Annotated in this window: 18 protein-coding genes; 15 read left to right on the forward strand and 3 right to left on the reverse strand. The window is 42.7% G+C overall.

Going from position 1 to position 20,211, the window contains the following annotated elements:
• Positions 1-84 precede the first annotated feature (84 nt).
• From FGM00_RS11570 to lptB, 4 genes are all read left to right on the forward strand, one after another.
• Positions 85-1,050, forward strand: a complete 966-nt coding sequence (locus FGM00_RS11570) for a KpsF/GutQ family sugar-phosphate isomerase (RefSeq protein ID WP_138853058.1) — start codon at positions 85-87, stop codon at positions 1,048-1,050.
• Entirely contained in the window at positions 1,050-1,889 is an 840-nt protein-coding gene (gene tatC, locus FGM00_RS11575; protein ID WP_138853059.1) for a twin-arginine translocase subunit TatC, read from the forward strand. The genes FGM00_RS11570 and tatC overlap by 1 nt, the downstream gene beginning before the upstream one ends.
• Positions 1,873-2,223 (forward strand): carboxymuconolactone decarboxylase family protein, encoded by a 351-nt coding sequence (locus FGM00_RS11580; RefSeq protein WP_138853060.1) that lies wholly within the window; start codon positions 1,873-1,875, stop codon positions 2,221-2,223. Before tatC ends, FGM00_RS11580 begins: the two co-directional genes overlap by 17 nt.
• A gap of 209 nt (positions 2,224-2,432) precedes the next feature.
• The gene (lptB, locus tag FGM00_RS11585; RefSeq protein ID WP_138853061.1) at positions 2,433-3,173 is read left to right on the forward strand and encodes an LPS export ABC transporter ATP-binding protein; all 741 of its coding nucleotides are present in this window, start codon (positions 2,433-2,435) and stop codon (positions 3,171-3,173) included.
• Between the two features lie 81 nt (positions 3,174-3,254).
• Here the strand turns inward: lptB and FGM00_RS11590 are convergent, their stop codons facing one another.
• The 3 genes from FGM00_RS11590 to FGM00_RS11600 form a co-directional block, all read right to left on the reverse strand.
• Positions 3,255-4,061, reverse strand: a complete 807-nt coding sequence (locus FGM00_RS11590; protein WP_138853062.1) for a DUF4198 domain-containing protein — start codon at positions 4,059-4,061, stop codon at positions 3,255-3,257.
• 156 nt (positions 4,062-4,217) lie between these two features.
• Positions 4,218-4,748, reverse strand: coding sequence for a DinB family protein (locus tag FGM00_RS11595; RefSeq protein WP_138853063.1), 531 nt, complete (start codon positions 4,746-4,748; stop codon positions 4,218-4,220).
• Positions 4,745-5,497, reverse strand: coding sequence for a CDP-alcohol phosphatidyltransferase family protein (locus FGM00_RS11600; RefSeq protein ID WP_138853064.1), 753 nt, complete (start codon positions 5,495-5,497; stop codon positions 4,745-4,747). Before FGM00_RS11600 ends, FGM00_RS11595 begins: the two co-directional genes overlap by 4 nt.
• Before the next feature lie 126 nt (positions 5,498-5,623).
• Between FGM00_RS11600 and FGM00_RS11605 the strand changes: the two genes are divergently transcribed.
• From FGM00_RS11605 to FGM00_RS11645, 11 genes are all read left to right on the forward strand, one after another.
• Complete coding sequence (locus tag FGM00_RS11605; protein WP_138853065.1) at positions 5,624-6,817, forward strand: lipoprotein N-acyltransferase Lnb domain-containing protein; 1,194 nt, start codon at positions 5,624-5,626, stop codon at positions 6,815-6,817.
• Between the two features lie 83 nt (positions 6,818-6,900).
• A complete protein-coding gene (locus tag FGM00_RS11610) occupies positions 6,901-8,781 on the forward strand; it encodes an ABC-F family ATP-binding cassette domain-containing protein (RefSeq protein WP_138853066.1) in 1,881 nt (626 codons plus the stop codon).
• Positions 8,782-8,917: 136 nt separating this feature from the next.
• A complete protein-coding gene (locus tag FGM00_RS11615) occupies positions 8,918-9,421 on the forward strand; it encodes a hypothetical protein (RefSeq protein WP_138853067.1) in 504 nt (167 codons plus the stop codon).
• Between the two features lie 31 nt (positions 9,422-9,452).
• Positions 9,453-9,602 (forward strand): hypothetical protein, encoded by a 150-nt coding sequence (locus FGM00_RS19815; RefSeq protein WP_175416218.1) that lies wholly within the window; start codon positions 9,453-9,455, stop codon positions 9,600-9,602.
• 98 nt (positions 9,603-9,700) lie between these two features.
• Positions 9,701-10,276 (forward strand): cob(I)yrinic acid a,c-diamide adenosyltransferase, encoded by a 576-nt coding sequence (locus FGM00_RS11620; RefSeq protein WP_138853068.1) that lies wholly within the window; start codon positions 9,701-9,703, stop codon positions 10,274-10,276.
• A 136-nt stretch (positions 10,277-10,412) separates the two neighbouring features.
• Positions 10,413-10,637 (forward strand): DUF2795 domain-containing protein, encoded by a 225-nt coding sequence (locus tag FGM00_RS11625; RefSeq protein WP_013994285.1) that lies wholly within the window; start codon positions 10,413-10,415, stop codon positions 10,635-10,637.
• Between the two features lie 154 nt (positions 10,638-10,791).
• A complete protein-coding gene (locus FGM00_RS19820; protein ID WP_175416219.1) occupies positions 10,792-10,935 on the forward strand; it encodes a hypothetical protein in 144 nt (47 codons plus the stop codon).
• A gap of 143 nt (positions 10,936-11,078) precedes the next feature.
• A complete protein-coding gene (gene secA / locus FGM00_RS11630; protein ID WP_138853069.1) occupies positions 11,079-14,444 on the forward strand; it encodes a preprotein translocase subunit SecA in 3,366 nt (1,121 codons plus the stop codon).
• A 486-nt stretch (positions 14,445-14,930) separates the two neighbouring features.
• Positions 14,931-16,145 carry a sensor histidine kinase gene (locus tag FGM00_RS11635; RefSeq protein WP_138853070.1) on the forward strand — a complete coding sequence of 405 codons (1,215 nt, stop codon included), beginning with the start codon at positions 14,931-14,933 and terminating at the stop codon, positions 16,143-16,145.
• A gap of 248 nt (positions 16,146-16,393) precedes the next feature.
• Positions 16,394-17,605 carry a sensor histidine kinase gene (locus tag FGM00_RS11640; RefSeq protein ID WP_138853071.1) on the forward strand — a complete coding sequence of 404 codons (1,212 nt, stop codon included), beginning with the start codon at positions 16,394-16,396 and terminating at the stop codon, positions 17,603-17,605.
• 70 nt (positions 17,606-17,675) lie between these two features.
• Complete coding sequence (locus FGM00_RS11645) at positions 17,676-20,210, forward strand: M14 family zinc carboxypeptidase (RefSeq protein ID WP_138853072.1); 2,535 nt, start codon at positions 17,676-17,678, stop codon at positions 20,208-20,210.
• Position 20,211: the final 1 nt, after the last annotated feature.

A 20,211-nucleotide genomic window follows, 5' to 3' on the forward strand; every position in this document is an offset into this window, starting at 1 on the left:
GCGATAAGCTAAGAATGTGTAATTTTGTATTCCTAAATATAACGCTTTCTTTTAGGAAAGTCCTCTTAAAATTTCACTAAAACGTTGGATAGCACCAAACCGATACTCGACATAGCGAAGAAAACGATAGGAATGCAACGTGATGCCATAGGTCATCTGGTTTCCTTGCTAGATACCGATTTTGAAGGGGCGGTCGAAAGCATTCTACGGTCAAAAGGACGTGTAATCGTTACTGGTATCGGCAAAAGCGCCATAATCGCCTCGAAAATTACCGCAACATTGAATTCCACCGGAACTCCGGCCATTTTCATGCATGCCGGCGATGCCATTCACGGAGACCTGGGCACGATTCAGGAAGATGACGTGGTCGTGTGCATCTCGAAAAGTGGAAGTACGCCAGAAATAAAGATGTTGGTTCCCTTGATCAAAAGAGGGAAAAACACTCTTATCAGTATGACCGGTAATCCGGCATCCTTTTTGGGGCAACAGGGCGATTTTATTCTGAATACCCATGTCGAAAAAGAAGCCTGCCCGAATAATCTTGCCCCTACAACGAGTACCACGGCACAATTGGTCATGGGCGACGCCCTGGCCTTAACACTATTGCAGTTGAAGGGATTCGACCGTGCCGATTTCGCAAAATACCACCCGGGCGGAGCCTTGGGCAAACGATTGTATTTGAGGGTAGCCGATATCGTTACGACCAATCAAAAACCACAGGTAGATATCGATGCCGACATTAAGAAAGTAATTGTTGAGATTTCAGAAAAAATGCTTGGAGTAACGGCTGTGTTGCAAGATGATAAAATTGTTGGCGTGGTCACCGACGGCGATATACGAAGAATGCTGAATAAATACGATTCCATCAATGGTTTAAGGGCGAAGGACATCATGACCTCCAATCCTCAGACCATTGGCGCTGATGTACTTGCCATCGAGGCGTTGGAACTGATGCAAAATAGAAGTATTTCACAACTTTTGGCAGTAGAGGGAGAGCGTTACCAAGGTGTTGTGCATTTGCACAATCTAATCAATGAGGGCATATTGTAATGGCAAAAGCGAAGGTGAACCCCAATGAAATGTCATTTTTAGACCATCTCGAGGAATTGAGATGGCATTTGATCCGCTCAACAATCGCGGTTGTCGTCATAGGGAGTGTTGCCTTCCTGATGAAAAAGTTCATTTTCGATACGGTACTCCTGGGGCCTTCACAAATGAATTTCCCAACCTACCGTATGTTTTGCGATATTGCTACGGCACTTGGTTTCGATTCTGCTTTTTGTGCCGAAAAACTGCCGTTTACGATACAAAGTAGACAAATGTCGGCCCAATTTTCGGCGCATATATGGACATCTATCTGGGCAGGTGTCATAGTAGGTTTCCCCTATATTCTCTACGAATTATGGAAATTCATTAGCCCGGGACTGCACGATAACGAACGTAAAAATTCGAGGGGATTTATTCTAATCGCATCATTTTTGTTCTTTTTGGGCGTTTTGTTCGGCTACTATGTGGTCGCACCGCTTTCCATCAACTTTTTGGGCACTTATCAGGTCAGTGAACTCGTATTGAACGAATTTGACCTAGACTCGTACATAGGCACCATTAAAGCCGCAGTATTGGCGTGCGGAATTTTGTTCGAACTCCCGATAATCATTTACTTCCTGACCAAAGTGGGCTTGGTAACACCTGAAATCATGAAGAAATACCGCAAAATCGCATTGGTCGTCGTATTGATCCTTTCCGCAGTCATAACGCCTCCTGATGTGGCGAGTCAGATAATCGTTTCGATTCCTGTATTGATCCTATATCAAGTGAGCATTTATATTTCAAAAATCGTTTTGAAAAGAGAAGCAAAAAGAGCTAGAAAAAATGTCAGACCAAGTTAAAGAGTTCAATGCCTACCGTGAAAAAATGAACGGCAAGTTGTTGGGAGACAACAACAAAATCATTAAACGGATTTTTAATCTAGACACCAATGCCTACGCTGCAGGCGCCTTGGACGTAAAGACAAAGGAGCTTTTAGGATTGGTCGCCTCAGCCGTTTTGCGTTGCGATGATTGCGTAAAATACCATTTGGAAACCGTCTATAAAGAAGGTGCTTCGAAAGAGGAGGTCATGGAGACATTGGGCATCGCCACCCTCGTTGGTGGAACAATCGTCGTACCGCACCTACGGCGCGCTTACGAATTTTGGGAAGCCTTGGAAAACCAAGAAGGTTAAAAAAAGGGTAATTCTTTTCCTGTAAAAAGGATATGCTTTAGATTTGAGAAAACTGGTTAGCAAGTTTTAGCCGCGTTTAGCCCAAAAAACAGTGGTTGGTAACGTATAAAAAACCAAAAACGAATAAGCCTGCTAGCCGGCGGACGGGCTTCTAAACTTGTAGACCTTTATTTGTATTTGGCATTTGTGTTTGAATTTGAATTTGAAGAATGAAGCTCAGAGCAGAAAACATCATGAAAACCTATGGCGGACGCAAGGTCGTTCGCGGTATTTCCTTGGAAGTCAACCAAGGGGAAATCATCGGATTGCTCGGGCCCAATGGCGCGGGAAAGACCACTTCGTTTTACATGATCGTGGGCTTGGTAAAGCCAAATGGTGGCAAGATTTTCTTGGATGACATGGAGATTACAAAATTTCCCATGTACAAAAGGGCACAGAACGGAATCGGATACTTGGCACAGGAAGCCTCCGTTTTTCGGAAATTGAGTATTGAGCAAAATATTTTAAGCGTGCTCCAACTTACCAAACTAAGCAAAAAGGAGCAACATATGAAGATGGAGTCTTTGATCGAGGAATTCGGTCTGGGCCACATCAGAAAAAACCGTGGCGACCTATTGTCCGGTGGCGAACGTCGTAGAACCGAAATCGCGCGGGCCTTAGCAACCGATCCCAAATTTATTTTGCTGGACGAGCCATTCGCCGGTGTCGATCCCGTTGCTGTTGAGGACATTCAACGTATTGTTGCACAGCTTAAAAATAAGAATATCGGTATTCTCATCACCGACCACAACGTACAGGAAACCTTGGCGATAACCGAACGTTCCTACTTAATGTTCGAAGGTGGCATTTTAAAATCGGGGCATCCTGAGGATTTGGCCGCCGATGAAATGGTGCGCAAAGTCTATCTGGGCCAAAACTTTGAACTTCGCAGGAAAAAGTTGGATTTTTAATACCTTAATCAAGCCCGAAAGACCCACTTTACAATTGGTAAGAAGTACCTATCCGTTTTAAATCCCGATTTTCAATTAAAACTATTTGATAGCGAAAGTAAGCGTAGCCCAGTTCGATTCGTAATCGATATCCGCTTCATCACTCTGCGTCATGTGTATGGTCGCTAGGTACCATTGACCGGCAGTTTCAGGTTGTATCGTGCATATTCCTTGAGCATCGGTTTTCGTTGAATTTTCATTTTCGTGGGCATCTACCCCCGGAATGATCGTGCTGTAATGCACCGTTTGGTCGGATAAGGGTTTCCCATCTCGAAGCAATCGAAATGAAATGGCATCGCCCGGTTTGGCATCGAACGGATTCGACAAGGGAACGAATTCTATCGGATAGCCCATTTCCAATTGGTAATGATCGGTACGTTTTCCCTCGATTTGTAATACCGATTTTACATGCTTGGAATATTTTTCGTTGGCGCCAGAGGTACTACTACCGTCTTTCTTCCTTTCGGCCAACACCTGATCCAAACCTTCATGTTCTAAGTATTCGTTAAACTTTTCGGCGGTCATTTTCAAGTTTCTAGGCAAAGTGGAGATTCCGGCAACATAGGTTCCCGCATCTCCGGTCTTGAATTTTAAAAATGTAGCATTGTCCTTATCGTAAAAATCCCCGTCCACTGGTTTAAAAGTATATTCCGGGCCCACTATTTTAGGATCGATAATTCTGTCCCTTGAAATGCTATTCTCACTTTTATCGAATGTTCCGTTGAACAAATGCAGCTCCGCCGGCATATTGGCCGCTAAAAAATGGGAATCGGCCTTTAAAAAAAGCTCGTGGGAGCTAAAGACCACTAAACAGCCGGTCAAGAGAATTGTTCGCAATATAGATTTCATAAGTGTATGTTATTTTAGAATACCTACGCACAAAAATAGATACGGTTTTAAAATGGCGCAAATACTATTCATGAATTGTTCTTTAGAAAACCGCGGAGATCAAAATTCGAGGTCATCCGGTGTAATTCTCCAAAAGCCAACAGACTTCTCAGCATATCACTGCCTTCTGGGCAGTCCGAAATCAAAGCCGCCGTGTATCAAGCGTTTGATCGTGGCGATTTGTCCGCAGTGCCACATGGTGTGCTTGATGTTCCAGGAAACCGCGTCTAGTTTTGTTATGGCAACGGGATGTTTTTGTTTTATCGGTTGTTCTACTTTGCTCTCCAAATCCTTAAGCGTTAGGGCGGAAACATTCTGAATAACCTTATGTTGCATAAAATGCAATTGTTCCCTTAAGACCGCTCCGTCATTATGACCTACTTGTTTCGCCGGAACGCTTTCATAACCATAGCGCTGATTATGGGTTTTCAAGTCGATTTTTTGGGTGATTTCTTCATCAAATCCACTCACTACCAAAATCGAATGGTAGTATTCGCTGATGATCAGGTGTCCGATTTGCCAACTAATGTTCGAGGCAAGTGTATTCGGTGTATCGTCCCAATTTTCGATAGGAACGGAATCGATCAGCTTATTCGTCCATATATGGGCGTCTTTGGTCTGTTTTAGCAAAAGCGCTGTCAAGGTCATTTCGAAAAGGCATTGGCGATTACCGAACTCAGAATGTAGCACAAAATAATCAGTGGTACCGCCAAAAATTTTAAGGTAACGAGAAATATTATACTTAAGACAATAAAACCATAACGTAGGGCGTTGTCCTGCATACTCCAATTTTTGAATTTCAAGGCGAACAGTGCGATCTTGGCATTCAAGAGAAAGGCACTTAAAAGCGTAAGGCCTATCAAAAACCATTGGTTGAGGATGATTTCGTTGAGCAGTTCGCTGTGCTGATATTGTAGAATCAACGGTAAGGAAAGAATCAGCAACGCATTGGCTGGTGTCGGCAACCCGATAAACGAAGTCGTTTGGTTCTCATCTATATTGAACTTCGCCAAGCGATAGGCCGATGCCATAGTAATTAGAAAACCAACAAAGGGCAATGGGGCCAATTTCATACCCGTCCACATGATGGCATCGGTCATTTCATTCTGAAAATCCAGATTCCACCCTCCGGACATCGACATCCCTAAAAGTTGAAACATGACGATTCCCGGCACCAATCCGCTGGTAATCATATCGGCAAGCGAATCGAGTTGTAAACCTAATTCGCTCTTTACATCGAGCAGTCGGGCTGCCATACCATCGAAGAAATCGAAAACGATTCCCAGAAAAACGAATAGGGCGGCCAGTTCCATCTGATTTAACACGGCAAAAACGGCTGCCACACAGCCACTAAAGACATTGAGTAACGTTATACCATTGGGAATATGCTTTTTCATTGGTCGGTCTTTCAGTAACACGAAGTGCTTTCGGTAAAAATAATAAACTAGAAAGTACCGTTGGCAACACAGCATCAAATAATATTTATTCGCATATTTGTTCCTCAGCACTCAACTTGCATAGTAATGCGTTCTAAAATCGCTTTGATTTTTATCGGCTTCCTTTGGGGAGTTGTTGGTTTTTGCCAACAAACCGAACTCTCGCCGTTGAGCAAGGTGAGCGTGCTTACTGTGGGTACCGCAGACGAATTACATTCCAAATTCGGGCATAGCGCCATTCGCATTGTAGACCCGACCGTCGGATTGGATATCGTTTATAATTACGGGATGTTCGATTTTGACGATCCTGATTTCTATATAAAATTTACCCATGGCAAACTTGATTATCGTATCGCGAAGGAATCCTTTCCACATTTTATCCGCACCTACGAATATGAAAACCGCTGGGTAAAGGAGCAAGTACTCGACTTGCAAAATGCCGATAAAGAGGCACTCCTTTCATTTCTCGAAAATAACTTACGGCCCGAGAACAGATACTACAAATACGATTTTCTTTTTGATAACTGCGCCACGCGTATACCTGACGCACTTCAGAAAGCAACTGCCGGCGAGCTGGTATTTAGGGAAAATCATTTGGAGAAACGGTACACCTTTCGGGAATTGATCCATCAAAATTTAAAGGTGAATTCGTGGTCAAATTTTGGAATTGATTTGGCGCTCGGATCGGTCATCGATAAGGAAGCGACCGCTTATCAACATATGTTTTTACCACATTATGTTTTCGATCAGCTGAACAACACCGCAATTAACGGTAAATCTTTGGTGTCTTCACAGCAAGAACTATTGGCACAAAGGTCTGAGAAGGCTAAATCAAATTTTTTGGCCTCCCCCCTATTCTGGCTTCCCGTCCTCATGGTACTGGTCATGGCAATTACCTATTTCGATAATAAAAAACTACGCAGAAGTCGCTGGATCGATTTTTTTCTATTTTTTGTAACCGGTATTGCCGGAGCCGTGGTGCTTTTTCTCTGGTTTGCTACCGATCACCAAGCCACTAAGATCAATTTTAATTTTTTATGGGCCTTTGCCCCTAATCTGATTTTAGCGTTTGTACTCCTTAAAAAGCGATTTCCGAACTGGCTGAAACTATATATCGCTGTACTTTTAGCCCTTTTAGGAGCCGTTCCTTTACTGTGGATCTTCAAAATCCAGGTATTTTCTCCATTAATTCTATTTATACTCGTCTCCTTGTGCATTCGATACCTATTTTTGCTGAAACTATCGAAAATGGATAATACCGAGCGTATTGTGATCGATTAGGGATTTCCATTAATTAGCTCGATTAAAATTAGTAATCAATAACGTTTGAACCCACTTGCGGTGGGCAGGCTTGAATACAATAAATGAACCTCCTCACAGTAGAAAATATATCAAAATCTTTCGGCGAACGTATACTTTTCGAGCAACTTTCCTTTGGAATCAATAAAGACCAGAAAATAGCATTGATCGCCAAGAACGGTACCGGGAAGACTTCTATCCTCAACATTCTGTCCGGAGCGGATGCGCCAGATTCCGGCCAGGTAAATTACCGAAAAGGCATTCGCACCTCTTTTTTGGAACAAGAACCGGATTTGGACCCGTTGTTAACGGTTGAAGAGACTATTTTCGCTTCCGACAATGAGATTTTGCAGGTCATTTCCAATTATGAAAAGGCCTTGAAAAACCCAGAGGACGCAGACGCTTACCAAGCGGCTTTCGAAGCGATGGAACGTTTCGCGGCTTGGGATTTTGAAACCCAATACAAACAGATCTTATCCAAACTAAAACTGGACGACCTGCACACAAAGGTATCCGTTTTATCGGGTGGGCAGAAGAAACGTTTGGCGTTGGCGAACGCCCTTATCAATCGGCCAGACCTCTTGATTCTTGATGAACCGACCAACCACCTGGATCTCGAAATGATCGAATGGTTGGAAGAATATTTTGCCAAGGAAAGCATGACCCTCTTTATGGTAACGCATGACCGGTATTTTTTGGAGCGGGTATGCAATGAGATCATCGAATTGGAAAATGGCACACTATACCCCTACAAGGGCAACTATTCATACTATTTGGAAAAGAAGGAGGCCCGCATAGAACAAGAGAATGTTGAGCATCACAAATCGAAGCAACTCTTTAAAAAAGAACTCGATTGGATGCGCCGCCAACCCAAGGCCCGAACCACCAAGTCAAAATCAAGAATCGATGATTTTCAGGCGATAAAAGACAAGGCCGGCATGCGTAGAAAAGACCATCAGGTACAGCTTGAAATTAATATGGAGCGTGTAGGTAGCAAAATTCTGGAACTGCACAAATTGGTGAAAGCCTATCCTGAAAAACCGATTTTGAATAAATTCGATTATGTTTTCTCCAAAGGCGAACGCGTCGGTATCATTGGTAAAAACGGAACTGGGAAAACGACTTTTTTGAATATCCTCACGGGAGTCGACCAGCCTGATGCGGGTAAGGTTATCGTTGGAGACACCATCAAATTCGGTTATTATACCCAAAAAGGCATCGACATCAAGGAAGGACAAAAAGTCATTGATGTCATACGGGAATTCGGGGATTATATCCCGTTGATGAAAGGGCGCCAGATATCGGCGCAGCAGCTGTTGGAACGTTTTTTGTTCGACAGGAAAAAACAGTACGATTTTGTCGATAAGCTCAGCGGTGGTGAACGCAAGCGATTGTATTTATGCACCGTATTGATACAAAATCCGAACTTTCTGATACTTGACGAACCAACGAACGATCTCGATATTGTTACCTTGAACGTTTTGGAAAGTTTTTTATTGGATTTTCCCGGCTGCGTCATCGTAGTATCCCACGACCGCTATTTTATGGATAAGATCGTGGACCACCTCTTAGTGTTTCGGGGGGATGCCATCATTGAAGATTTTCCCGGGAATTATTCCGATTTCAGGGCTTATGAAGACAGCGCCGTTATCGAGACACGAATCGAAAAGGAAAAACAGAACAATGCGGCCAAGGCTGTTAAAAAAAGTTGGAAACAGGAAGATGACAAAACCCAACTATCGTATGCCCAGCAAAAGGAATACAAACAGTTGGAAAAGGATATTCAGAAACTGGAATTTAAAAAAGGAGAGATAGAACAGCAATTCGTATCTGGCGACCTTTCCGGTGATGATATTGCCGAACTCTCGAAGGCCTTAAAGGAAATAGCCGATGGTATCGAGACAAAAACCGAGCGCTGGTTCGAACTATCGGCCATGATGGAATAGTCTTTTACTGGCTTATACTGCAATTTCCCTTGACTTGATGCTACTGACGGTAATTGTAAGTAAACAATCGTGACCACCTAATTTTGAAAAAAATCATGGTTGTGAAGTAGAGATCGGACACTTAAAATTTTGTGAGTTGCATAGCATATTGGCATACCTGAAACACATTCTAATCGCCACCAACCAACATGGGGTGCACTCCCCCTTTGTATATGACTACCTTACCAAGTGTTTATATGTTAAACACCAACGTTCGAAACAGAAGTACATCAACATTTTTCTAAAGAGCATCCGTTACTTCAATACGAAAACATTACTCATCGTTTCCGATTCAAATGGATTAAAGCAAATAGCGATCCAGGAATTTCCGGAGCTGCAATTCGGCGTACCTCCATACGATATGGTCTTTACGGAAGCATCCGACCCCAAAGAAATTTCAGAAATACTCCTAAAAAACAAAGAGATACATAATGACACGGTGCTTGTCGTCAATAACATCCATAAATCGAAAGCGACCGAATTGGTTTGGAAGCAGCTTCAATACGATAGAAAAGTAACCGTAACCATAGACTTATTTTATTGCGGAATGGTTTTTTTCAGAAAGGAACAGGCAAAGGAGCATTTTAAGATTCGGATTTAATCCCTTAATTTTAAATTTCAATAGGTATATTATGGGGCAAAATACAATTTACATTATTCTAGGGGTCCTGGCGGCGATATACCTGTTTATCTCCATGTCTAACAGAAGACGCTTAAAAGACCGGAAATCCCGCAAGTTTATGGACGAATATAAGCGCAAAAAGAAAGACACCCAACAGTAGAGCCAGAGGCTTTCAGGCTTAACATTGCGCTAAAAATCAAACCTTCCGATATTATTTATTCATAAGCTTTTAAACTTTTTATACCTCGAAATTTATCAATGAAAATATACACTAAGACAGGCGATAATGGCACTACTGCACTCTACGGAGGCACAAGGGTACCTAAACACCATATACGCATCAATAGTTATGGCACCGTAGACGAACTCAACTCCTGGTTGGGCCTAATACGCGATCAAAACATCGACCGGCATTCGGCCCAAATACTTACCCAGATACAACATAAACTTTTTACCGTAGGTGCCATCCTCGCGACCGAACCGAAGAAAGCGAGATTAAAGAACGGAAGCGACCGTTTGAATATTCCAAGAATCGCAAATGCGGATATTACGCTACTTGAAAAGGAAATGGATGCAATGGATGAAGACCTGCCCCCGATGACCCACTTTATTCTTCCTGGTGGGCATACCACTGTGTCATACTGTCATATTGCACGCACCGTATGCAGGCGTGCAGAGCGTATGGTTACACTACTGCATGAAGAAGAACCTTTTGATGACACGGTTCTCACCTACATGAACCGTCTCTCGGACTATCTGTTCGTATTGGCACGAAAATTGTCCAAAGATTTAAAGGCGAACGAAATAAAATGGATTCCTGAGAAAAAAAGCTAATAATATTCCTATTTCGTCGTTATCAAAATATCAATGGCAGAAAAATGTTGATAAGTTACACGAAATCAAGTAAAAAAAACTTGCTCTTGTGCTTAGAAAAATTACTTTTGCAAAAATTAAAAATCAAACTATTACCATGTATTGGACATTAGAACTCGCATCCTATTTAAGTGATGCACCCTGGCCCGCTACCAAAGACGAATTAATAGATTACTCTATTAGAACCGGAGCACCTCTAGAGGTGGTCGAGAACTTACAGTCTATGGAGGAAGAAGGCGGCGAAATATACGAATCTATCGAGGAGATTTGGCCAGACTACCCGACGGAGGAGGACTACCTCTGGAACGAGGATGAATACTAAAGAATACCGGCAACCGGTAGGCGAAAAATACTTTTAAAAAGTCCCTTTAGGGGCTTTTTTTTGTGCCTGAACGAAAGGTAACCGTTTTGAACCATAAAAGTTCAAAGACCATAAATGTTGGCTTCACTGTTTCCTTCTGCAATAACAAATCGCTATGAGCATCCTCCCCAAGCTTAAAGGCTATCTTCCGATTCCCGAGGATATTCAGAAGGCAACTTACCATGCCAATAGCGGTCAACTGAAAATAATAGGCGTATTTCAAAACCGTCTCTCAGACTCCTTCAAACTTTTTCTGTAATTTTGGCAGCTAGTGGTCTTTTTTACGCCATTCGCATAAAACGGAATGCCTTTTGACAAAACAAGAGAGGTGCGAACCGATTTCCGTGTAGCAAAAACGACTTTCCCGCCAGACGGGTTTACCATATAAACAGCATAAGCATTATGAGTTTTTTAAATTCAATACTAAAGACCTTTGTCGGCGATAAATCAAAAAAGGATGTAAAAGAACTGCAGCCGTTGGTCGATCAGATAAAGACATTCGAGCAGGAATTGGAAGCATTGAGCCTTGACGAGCTACGTGCCAGGACCCTAAAATTCAAAACTCGAATCGCCGAAGATGGCAAAGAGCTGAATGATAAGATCGAGGCGCTTGAAGAGGAAGTACAAGCCTCCACAGATATTGATAAAAACGAGGATATCTATACAGAGATAGACAAACTCAAAGATGATGTCTATAAAATAACCGAGGAAACGCTGAACGCTATTCTACCTGAGGCTTTTGCAGTCGTCAAGGAAACCGCAAAGCGTTTTAAGGATAATGAAACCCTGATGGTAACGGCTACCGAATACGATTGCGAACTTTCTGGAACGAAAGATTACGTTAGTTTGGATGGCGACCAGGCCATATGGCAAAATTCTTGGGATGCTGCAGGTAAAGAGGTTACCTGGGATATGGTGCATTACGATGTACAATTGATCGGTGGCATAGCATTACACCAAGGTAAAATCGCCGAGATGCAAACGGGGGAGGGAAAAACGCTTGTAGCAACCTTACCGCTCTATCTCAATGCGTTGTCGGGTAATGGTGCCCACTTGGTAACGGTAAACGATTACCTGGCCAAAAGGGATAGCGCTTGGATGGCTCCGATTTTCCAGTTTCATGGTCTCTCGATCGACTGTATCGATCACCACAAACCAAATTCCGCAGGACGCCGTGCAGCATACAACGCCGATATTACCTATGGTACGAATAACGAATTCGGTTTCGACTACCTCAGGGACAATATGGCCCACACCCCTAAGGATTTGGTACAACGCCCTCACCACTACGCGATCGTCGATGAAGTCGATTCCGTTTTAGTCGATGATGCGCGTACACCCCTTATCATTTCCGGTCCAGTACCTGAAGGTGACCGCCATGAATTCAATGAATTGAAACCGAAAATTAATGATATCGTACAAAAACAACGGCAACATTTGACCGGCGTTTTGGCCGAAGCAAAAAAATTGATCGCGGCCGGAGATACCAAGGAAGGTGGATTTCTCCTACTGCGCGTTCACCGTGGTCTCCCCAAGAACAAGGCATTGATAAAATATTTGAGTGAAGAGGGCGTAAAACAATTGCTTCAAAAAACGGAGAACTTTTACATGCAGGACAACAATAGGGAAATGCCTAAAGTTGATGAAGACCTTCTGTTCGTTATCGATGAGAAAAATAACCAAATCGAGTTATCCGACAAAGGCGTCGAATACATTTCCGGAGCCCAGGACAAAGACTTCTTCATTATGCCCGACATAGGGGCCGAAATCGCACTCATCGAAAGCAAGAACCTCGAGATTGAAAAAGAAGCGGAACTAAAAGACGTGCTTTTTAAAGATTTTACCGTAAAAAGTGAGCGTATACATACCATGAGCCAATTGTTAAAGGCATACACGCTCTTCGAGAAAGACGTGGAATATGTGGTGATGGACAATAAAGTAATGATCGTTGATGAGCAAACAGGGCGTATCATGGACGGCCGCCGCTACTCCGATGGACTGCATCAAGCCATCGAAGCTAAGGAAAATGTAAAAATCGAGGCTTTAACACAAACTTTCGCCACGGTAACCCTTCAGAATTATTTCCGAATGTACAAGAAGCTTGCCGGTATGACGGGTACCGCCATAACTGAAGCAGGTGAATTCTGGGAAATATACAAGTTGGATGTGATGGAAATCCCGACCAACAGACCTATCGCCCGTGACGACCGCAATGATCTGATCTACAAGACCAAACGCGAAAAGTACAATGCGATAATCGAGGAAGTCACCAAACTTTCGGAGCAGGGAAGACCGGTGTTGATCGGGACCACTTCCGTGGAAATCTCGGAATTGCTTTCCCGAATGTTGACCATTCGAAAAGTGCCCCATAACGTTTTGAATGCCAAATTACACAAGAAAGAGGCCGATGTGGTCGCAGAAGCAGGTAAGGGCGGAATCGTAACCATAGCCACCAACATGGCGGGCCGTGGTACCGATATTAAATTAAGTGAAGAGGTGAAAGCTGCTGGCGGACTCGCAATCATAGGAACCGAGCGCCATGACTCCCGTCGTGTAGATAGACAGTTGCGCGGTAGGTCAGGACGCCAAGGTGATCCCGGAAGTTCGCAATTCTACGTATCCCTAGAAGACAATTTGATGCGTTTGTTCGGCTCTGACCGAGTGGCCAAAATGATGGACAAGATGGGCTTGGAAGAGGGTGAGGTCATTCAGCACTCCATGATGACGAAGTCGATCGAACGAGCTCAGAAAAAAGTGGAGGAAAACAATTTTGGGGTCCGTAAACGATTATTGGAGTATGATGATGTGATGAACGCCCAACGTGAGGTCGTCTACAAAAGAAGACGCCACGCCCTGCAAGGCGAACGCCTTAAAGTGGATATCGCCAACATGGTATACGATACCTGCGAGGTGATTACTGAAACAAATAAGGGAGCGAGCGATTTCAAGAATTTCGAATTTGAATTGATCAAGTACTTCTCGATAACTTCCCCCATTTCAGAGGAAGAATTTGGAAAGCTGGGTATTCAGGAAATTGCTACGAAGCTTTACCAAAGTGCCTATACGCATTATCAGACCAAGATGCAGCGAAATGCCGAGACGGCCTTTCCCGTCATAAAAAAAGTGTACGAGGATAGCGCAAATAAATTCGAGCGCATCGTCGTACCCTTCACCGACGGTATCAAAACGCTAAACGTAGTGACCAACTTAAAGGAAGCCTATGAGAGCGATGGAAAACAGTTGGTGACCGATTTCGAAAAGAATATTACCTTGGCCATCATCGACGACGCGTGGAAAACTCACCTTCGCAAAATGGATGAATTGAAACAATCGGTTCAGTTGGCTGTTCACGAGCAGAAAGACCCGCTATTGATTTATAAGTTCGAAGCTTTTCAACTCTTTAAAGACAGAATAGATGCAATCAACAAAGAGGTTGTTTCTTTCTTGTTCAAAGGCGAATTGCCTTCCGGCAATGCGGATGCCATAAGCGAAGCGAGAAACGTCTCCAGGCCAAAGGAAAAGATTCAAACAAGTAAGGAGGAAATTCCTAATAGCGATGAGCTCGCCGCCAGAAACCGTGCCGTAGGTCAAAATCAGGGGCAAGGACGGCCGCAGGTTACCGAAACCATTGTTCGTGAACAACCGAAAATAGGAAGGAACGACCGTGTAACCATCAAAAACATCATGTCCGGCGAAAGTAAGACCCTTAAATATAAACAAGCTGAACCTTTGATCACTAAAGGTGAATGGGTACTCACGGAATATTGATAATAATTCAGAATGGATTGAAGGGTGTTTAAAATGACTTTTAAACACCCTTTTTTCGTCCACTTTTAAGCAGTCAGAAAGTAGTAACCGCTTGGCCATTATCAGGACACTCAAAACTTGACTAATTTAAAGGCAATACAAATTCCAAACTAAAATTTTGCGTTTAAATCCAGAGTAAAACGTTCGCAATACGCTTCAGGCAAGTTCATAAAGATATTGGAGAGAAGGATTTCAACATGTAAAACCGTTTGTTCCCAATTGGAGAGTTTCAATAATGTCGTTATCCCATGACAATGATAAAATCATATTTTCCCCTAATACTAAAAGGTATTTCGTGAGAGTTGCAGTTTACTCCTTATTTTTAACCTTATCAGGATAAATATAATCTTGATAAATTGTAATTTAACGGGAAACATATTTAGTTTTACAACTTTACATGACTAGTACACCAGACCAGGCCGTCACAAAGTATTTAAATTTTTGACTATGGAAAAGACCAAATTATTGGAAGATAGGTTAAATGATAGGGCGCGTTTGGTATTAAAAGTGAACTATTTTACCTCTATCTGCTCCCTTATCTTCGCCGCAATCTGCATTTTCGCGCTTGATATAACAATAGTTATTCCTTATGTATTTCTCGCCTTTGGAATTCTGAACCTATTGAATACCGTACTCTATAAGTTCCACAATAAACTAACCCTTACGTACAACATCGTCTCTATTATGACCTTGGCCGGAGCAACCACGATTACGCTTTACAGCGGAGGTATCAACAGCCCGTTTATTTTTGTGCTCGCGTTGATCGTTGTTGCCGGCTACATTACCACGAAAGCCTATGGCGCAATATACTTGAATTTGAACCTACTGATCATTTTGCTGATTTACTCTCAAAGTATAGCCGATTTCAGTTTTGTGACCAATGTGGTTCCAGAACAATCAAAAAACCTTTTTGCCCTTTTGAGCGTACTTTTCTCGGTATACCTTCTCGGCGGTGTTTTCGGGAAAAACCTATTGAACGCCCATCATAACCTCTACAAAACAAAAGCGGAGTTAGAAGGTAAAATCGTAGAAAAAGAAACCCTTCTGAAAGAAGTACATCACAGAGTCAAAAACAACTTACAAACCGTATCCAGCCTATTGAGTATGCAAGCACGTAATACCGAGGATAGCGTGGTAAAAAGCCTGTTCAAAAGCAGTCAAAACCGGGTCATTTCTATGGCAATGGTTCATGAAATGCTATATATGAGGGAAGATATCTCAAAAATCGAATACCGATCCTACGTACAGGATCTTGCCGAATATTTGATTCGATCCATCAAGGGCACCAGCAGTAATATTACCTTGGATATCGACATCCCCGATGTGAAACTCAATATCGACACCGCCATACCGCTGGGTCTACTCATCAATGAAGCGGTAACCAACGCATTAAAGTACGGCATTGTAGACGATAGGAAAGGTGAGATTTTTATTAAGTTGCGAAAGGATGAAAATGAAGGTTACCTTTTGAATATCGGCGATAATGGTCATGGCTTTTCCGAGACCATCACCTATAAAAATTCAAAATCACTTGGTTTAAAATTAATTCATAACCTTGCACGCCAGCTTCGCGGATCTATAATGCGCGATCTTACCAAAAAGGGAACCCACTACATTGTAAAGTTCAAGGAAATTCAAGAGCAAATTCCATCGGTCGCTTAAAGGGATACCTGTCGATTAAAGAGTAGACAGTTCTTGGCAATTTTATCATGTTTTAACCATTGGTGTACTTTCCAACTGCGAATGCCCTTGCCATAACGTGGCTGCTTTTAAATTGACCCTTCTTTGATTTTCTTTCAAAACATGGTTAGCTTTACGATACAAACCTTTAAGAATCAGTCTTTTTGCCAAAAAACATATGGATTTGGTCTTTTTTCCGTTTGTATACTATTACACTAACCATAATTGCCATGCAAAATCAGGCCAATCTGCAGGAGTTGATCAGCGATAAGACAACGCTTTTATTGAAATTCAATTATGTTTCTATATTCCTAAGCACAGTCCTTGGGTTTTTTTGCTTGTATTTCATGAAGGTGTACCAGGTGATTCCCTATGTCTTTTTTGGGTATGCCCTAATCAACATTATCAATGTAATCGCCTTTAAAAAACATGGTAACCTCCTGACCATGGCCATAGTTACCTCGCTGCTCTCATTGTTTGCCACTTTAATTATTTCACTTAACAATGGCGGCATTAATAGCCCATTTATGTTCATTCTGGCCATAATCGTACTCGCCGGCTACATCACTACACGATTTTTTGGTCAAATCTATTTGTATGGCGTTTTGGCCATTATCACTATCGTTTTTTTAGTCGGTTATTTTGATACGGGACTGGTAAGTAACGAGGTACCAAAAGAATCCCAAGGGCTTTTTAGTTTCATTACCATGATTTTCTCGGTATACCTCTTAGGAGGTATTTTTGGTAGGAACCTACTAAAGACACACCATAAACTATACAAAACCAAAAAAGATGTGGAGTCGAGAATCATAGAAAAAGAAAACCTTTTAAAGGAAGTACACCATAGGGTAAAGAATAATCTGCAAACGGTATCTAGCTTGCTGAGTCTTCAATCGAGAAATATCGAGGACGATGAAGTAAAAAGTTTGTTTAGAAACAGTCAGAACAGGGTGATTTCTATGGCAATGGTACACGAGATGTTATACATGCGGGAAGACATTACTAAAATCGAATACAAGACCTACGTTCAAGATCTTACCGAATATTTGGTGCGCTCTATAAAGGGAACCAGCACAAATATTACACTACATATCAATATACAGGACATTAAGCTGAATATCGACACGGCCATTCCGTTAGGGCTTTTGATAAACGAAGTAGTGACCAATGCCCTTAAATACGGTATCAAAGACGACGACAAAGGTGAGATAGCTATTTCAATGTATGAAAAAGGTGAGGGTTACGAATTAACTATCAGTGATAGTGGTGATGGATTCGCCAGCGACATCACTTATAAAAACACCAAATCGTTGGGCTTAAAACTGATTCACAACTTGGCTCGGCAATTATTGGGATCGGTGAAACGCAATACTTCTGAAAAAGGAACCCATTATACGGTAACCTTTAAGGAAATCATGGAACAAATTCCATCTGTAGCGTAATCGACTCGATCGAGAACGCAACACCTTACATTTTTCCCTATATTTAGTGGGCTAATTAGAAACCCACCCAATGCTTAAAAAATTACTTCTGCTGGTACTGTTTTACGGTACCAACGCTTTTGCCCAAGATTATTTTCTTGAAAAATACGAACCCTTTAACCCCGATATTCCCACCCCGGAACAGTTTTTGGGTTACGGTATTGGGGAACACCATACCCGGCATGATCTCATCGTTGCTTATTTTGAGAAATTGGCATCCGTTTCCGATAGGGCGTCTATATATTCCTATGGAAAAACCCATGAGGGACGAAAATTGGTGATTTTGACCATTACCACTCCCGAAAACCTATCCAATCTAAAGTCCATTAAAGAACAACATCTGGCTTTTACAGATCCCAATCAAAAGGTTTCGAATTACAATGATGTGCCCATTTTTATCAACCTGGCCTATAATGTGCATGGCAACGAGCCTTCGAGTTCGGAGGCCGCCTTACTTAGCGCCTATACCTTTGTCGCTTCGCAACATCCTGAAATAAAAAATTATATCAAAAATGCGGTGATTATGATCGACCCGACCATCAATCCCGACGGTCGTGATCGGCATTCCCAGTGGGCGAATAGCTATCAAGGAACGCCGAATGTAGCGGATCCGCAGGACGCCGAGCACAATGAATACTGGCCGGGAGGTCGTACCAACCACTATTGGTTTGACCTGAACAGGGATTGGCTTTTGGGAATCAACCCCGAAAGTCGCGGGAAATTGACTTGGTACCACGAGTGGTATCCGAATGTCGTCACCGATTTTCATGAAATGGGCAGTCAAAGCAGTTACTTTTTCGAACCGATGAAGGCCAACGGTAGTCTGAACCCGATCATGCCCAAAGAGAATTACGAAGACCTCAACACCATGTTCGGGGCGGAATTTGCCAGAGCACTTGATAGTATCGGATCGCTTTACTTTACCAAGGAAGTGTTCGATGGCACCTATCCCGGCTATGGTTCGTCTTATCCTGATTTGCAGGGCGGCCTGGGCCTATTGTTCGAACAGGCCAGCTCTCGCGGCCATGAGCAAACAACGGCTTTCGGGAAAATTACCTTTCCCTTTACGATACGCAATCAATACATCTCAAGTATCACTACTGTGAAGACGGCTGTAAAAAATAAGGCGTATATGCGCAAATACCAACAGGACTTCTTCAAAAGTGCCTTGACCAGAGCCGGAAAAGCCAAAATAAAAGGGTACGCCTTTGGCGACCCTAGAGACCAAAACCGAACCAAGGCCTTTATCGACAAATTGCTTTTACACAACATAAAAGTGTATCAATCCGGTGAAAGATATGTGGTCCCCACACTGCAGCCACAGTACCGTATGGTGCAGAGTATGTTCGAAACCTACAGCAAATATCGCGACAGTGTGTATTACGATGCGTCGGCATGGTCGGTTGCCAATTTTTATAACATGCGCTATTCCCCTGTCACTTCATTGAATTTAGGAGAACCTGTGGAAACCGTCGAGAATATCGTACAAATAATACCGGTCCGTAAGTCGAACTATGCCTATATCATCGATTGGGACGACTATAATGCTCCGGCCGCCTTACATTATTTACAGGAACAGAAGCTCGTGCTCTCATCGGCCTTCAAACCATTTTCCGTCAAGTCCGGGAATGAGACAAAGCAGATGAACTATGGTAGTCTTGTTCTCCCGGTTTCCTTGCAGAAACAAACGCCCGAAGAAGTTTATGAGTTGGTCCAAAAGGCACAAGAGAAATTTGAAGTGCCCGTGTACGGTGTTGATTCCGGTCTTAGCCTTAAAGGTGTCGATTTGGGAAGTCGGTATATGCAAGCCCTTAAAAAAACCAAGGCCGCTATGCTCATCGGAAACGGAACACGTTCCTATGAGGCTGGGGAAGTCTGGCACCTATTGGATACTCGCGTGCATATGCCTATTAGTAAAATTCCCATGCGGAATTTCAATAGAACGGATTTTGACAAGTACAACACCCTGGTCATGGTTTCGGGAAATTACACCTTCGACAAAAAACAGCTTGAAAAATTGAAAAATTGGGTGAGCAAAGGAAACACATTGATCACCATAGGAACGGCTTCAAAGTGGGCCATTGAAAAGAAATTGGTCAAAGAAAAGCTTACCGACAGCAAAAAAGATTCCCTTGCCAAGGATTCTACTAAAACCGCCGTGCGCAAACCTTATGTAGATGCCGGTGAAAATCTTGGTAAAGAAAGTGTTGGGGGAATCATCATCCGAGCAGATCTTGATACCACGCACCCGCTTGCCTTTGGCTACCATGATACCTCTATTCCCGTATACAAGAACAATACGGTCTGGTTGGCGCCCAGCAAAAATGAATATGCTACTGTGGCCAAGTATAGCGAGAATCCACACATAGATGGATTCATTACTCCGGAAAATATGGAAAAGTACCTGAAACCATCAGCCTCGCTTATCGTTAGCAAACTTGGTGGCGGCCGTGTGGTGCTCTTTGCGGATAACCCCAATTTCCGAGGCAGTTGGTATGGAACCAATCGTCTATTTTTAAATGCACTGTTCTTAGGCGATAAAATTCGGATACCTACTAGAAACTGAT

It is taken from the genome of Aggregatimonas sangjinii (assembly GCF_005943945.1).
Taxonomy (GTDB): domain Bacteria; phylum Bacteroidota; class Bacteroidia; order Flavobacteriales; family Flavobacteriaceae; genus Pelagihabitans; species Pelagihabitans sangjinii.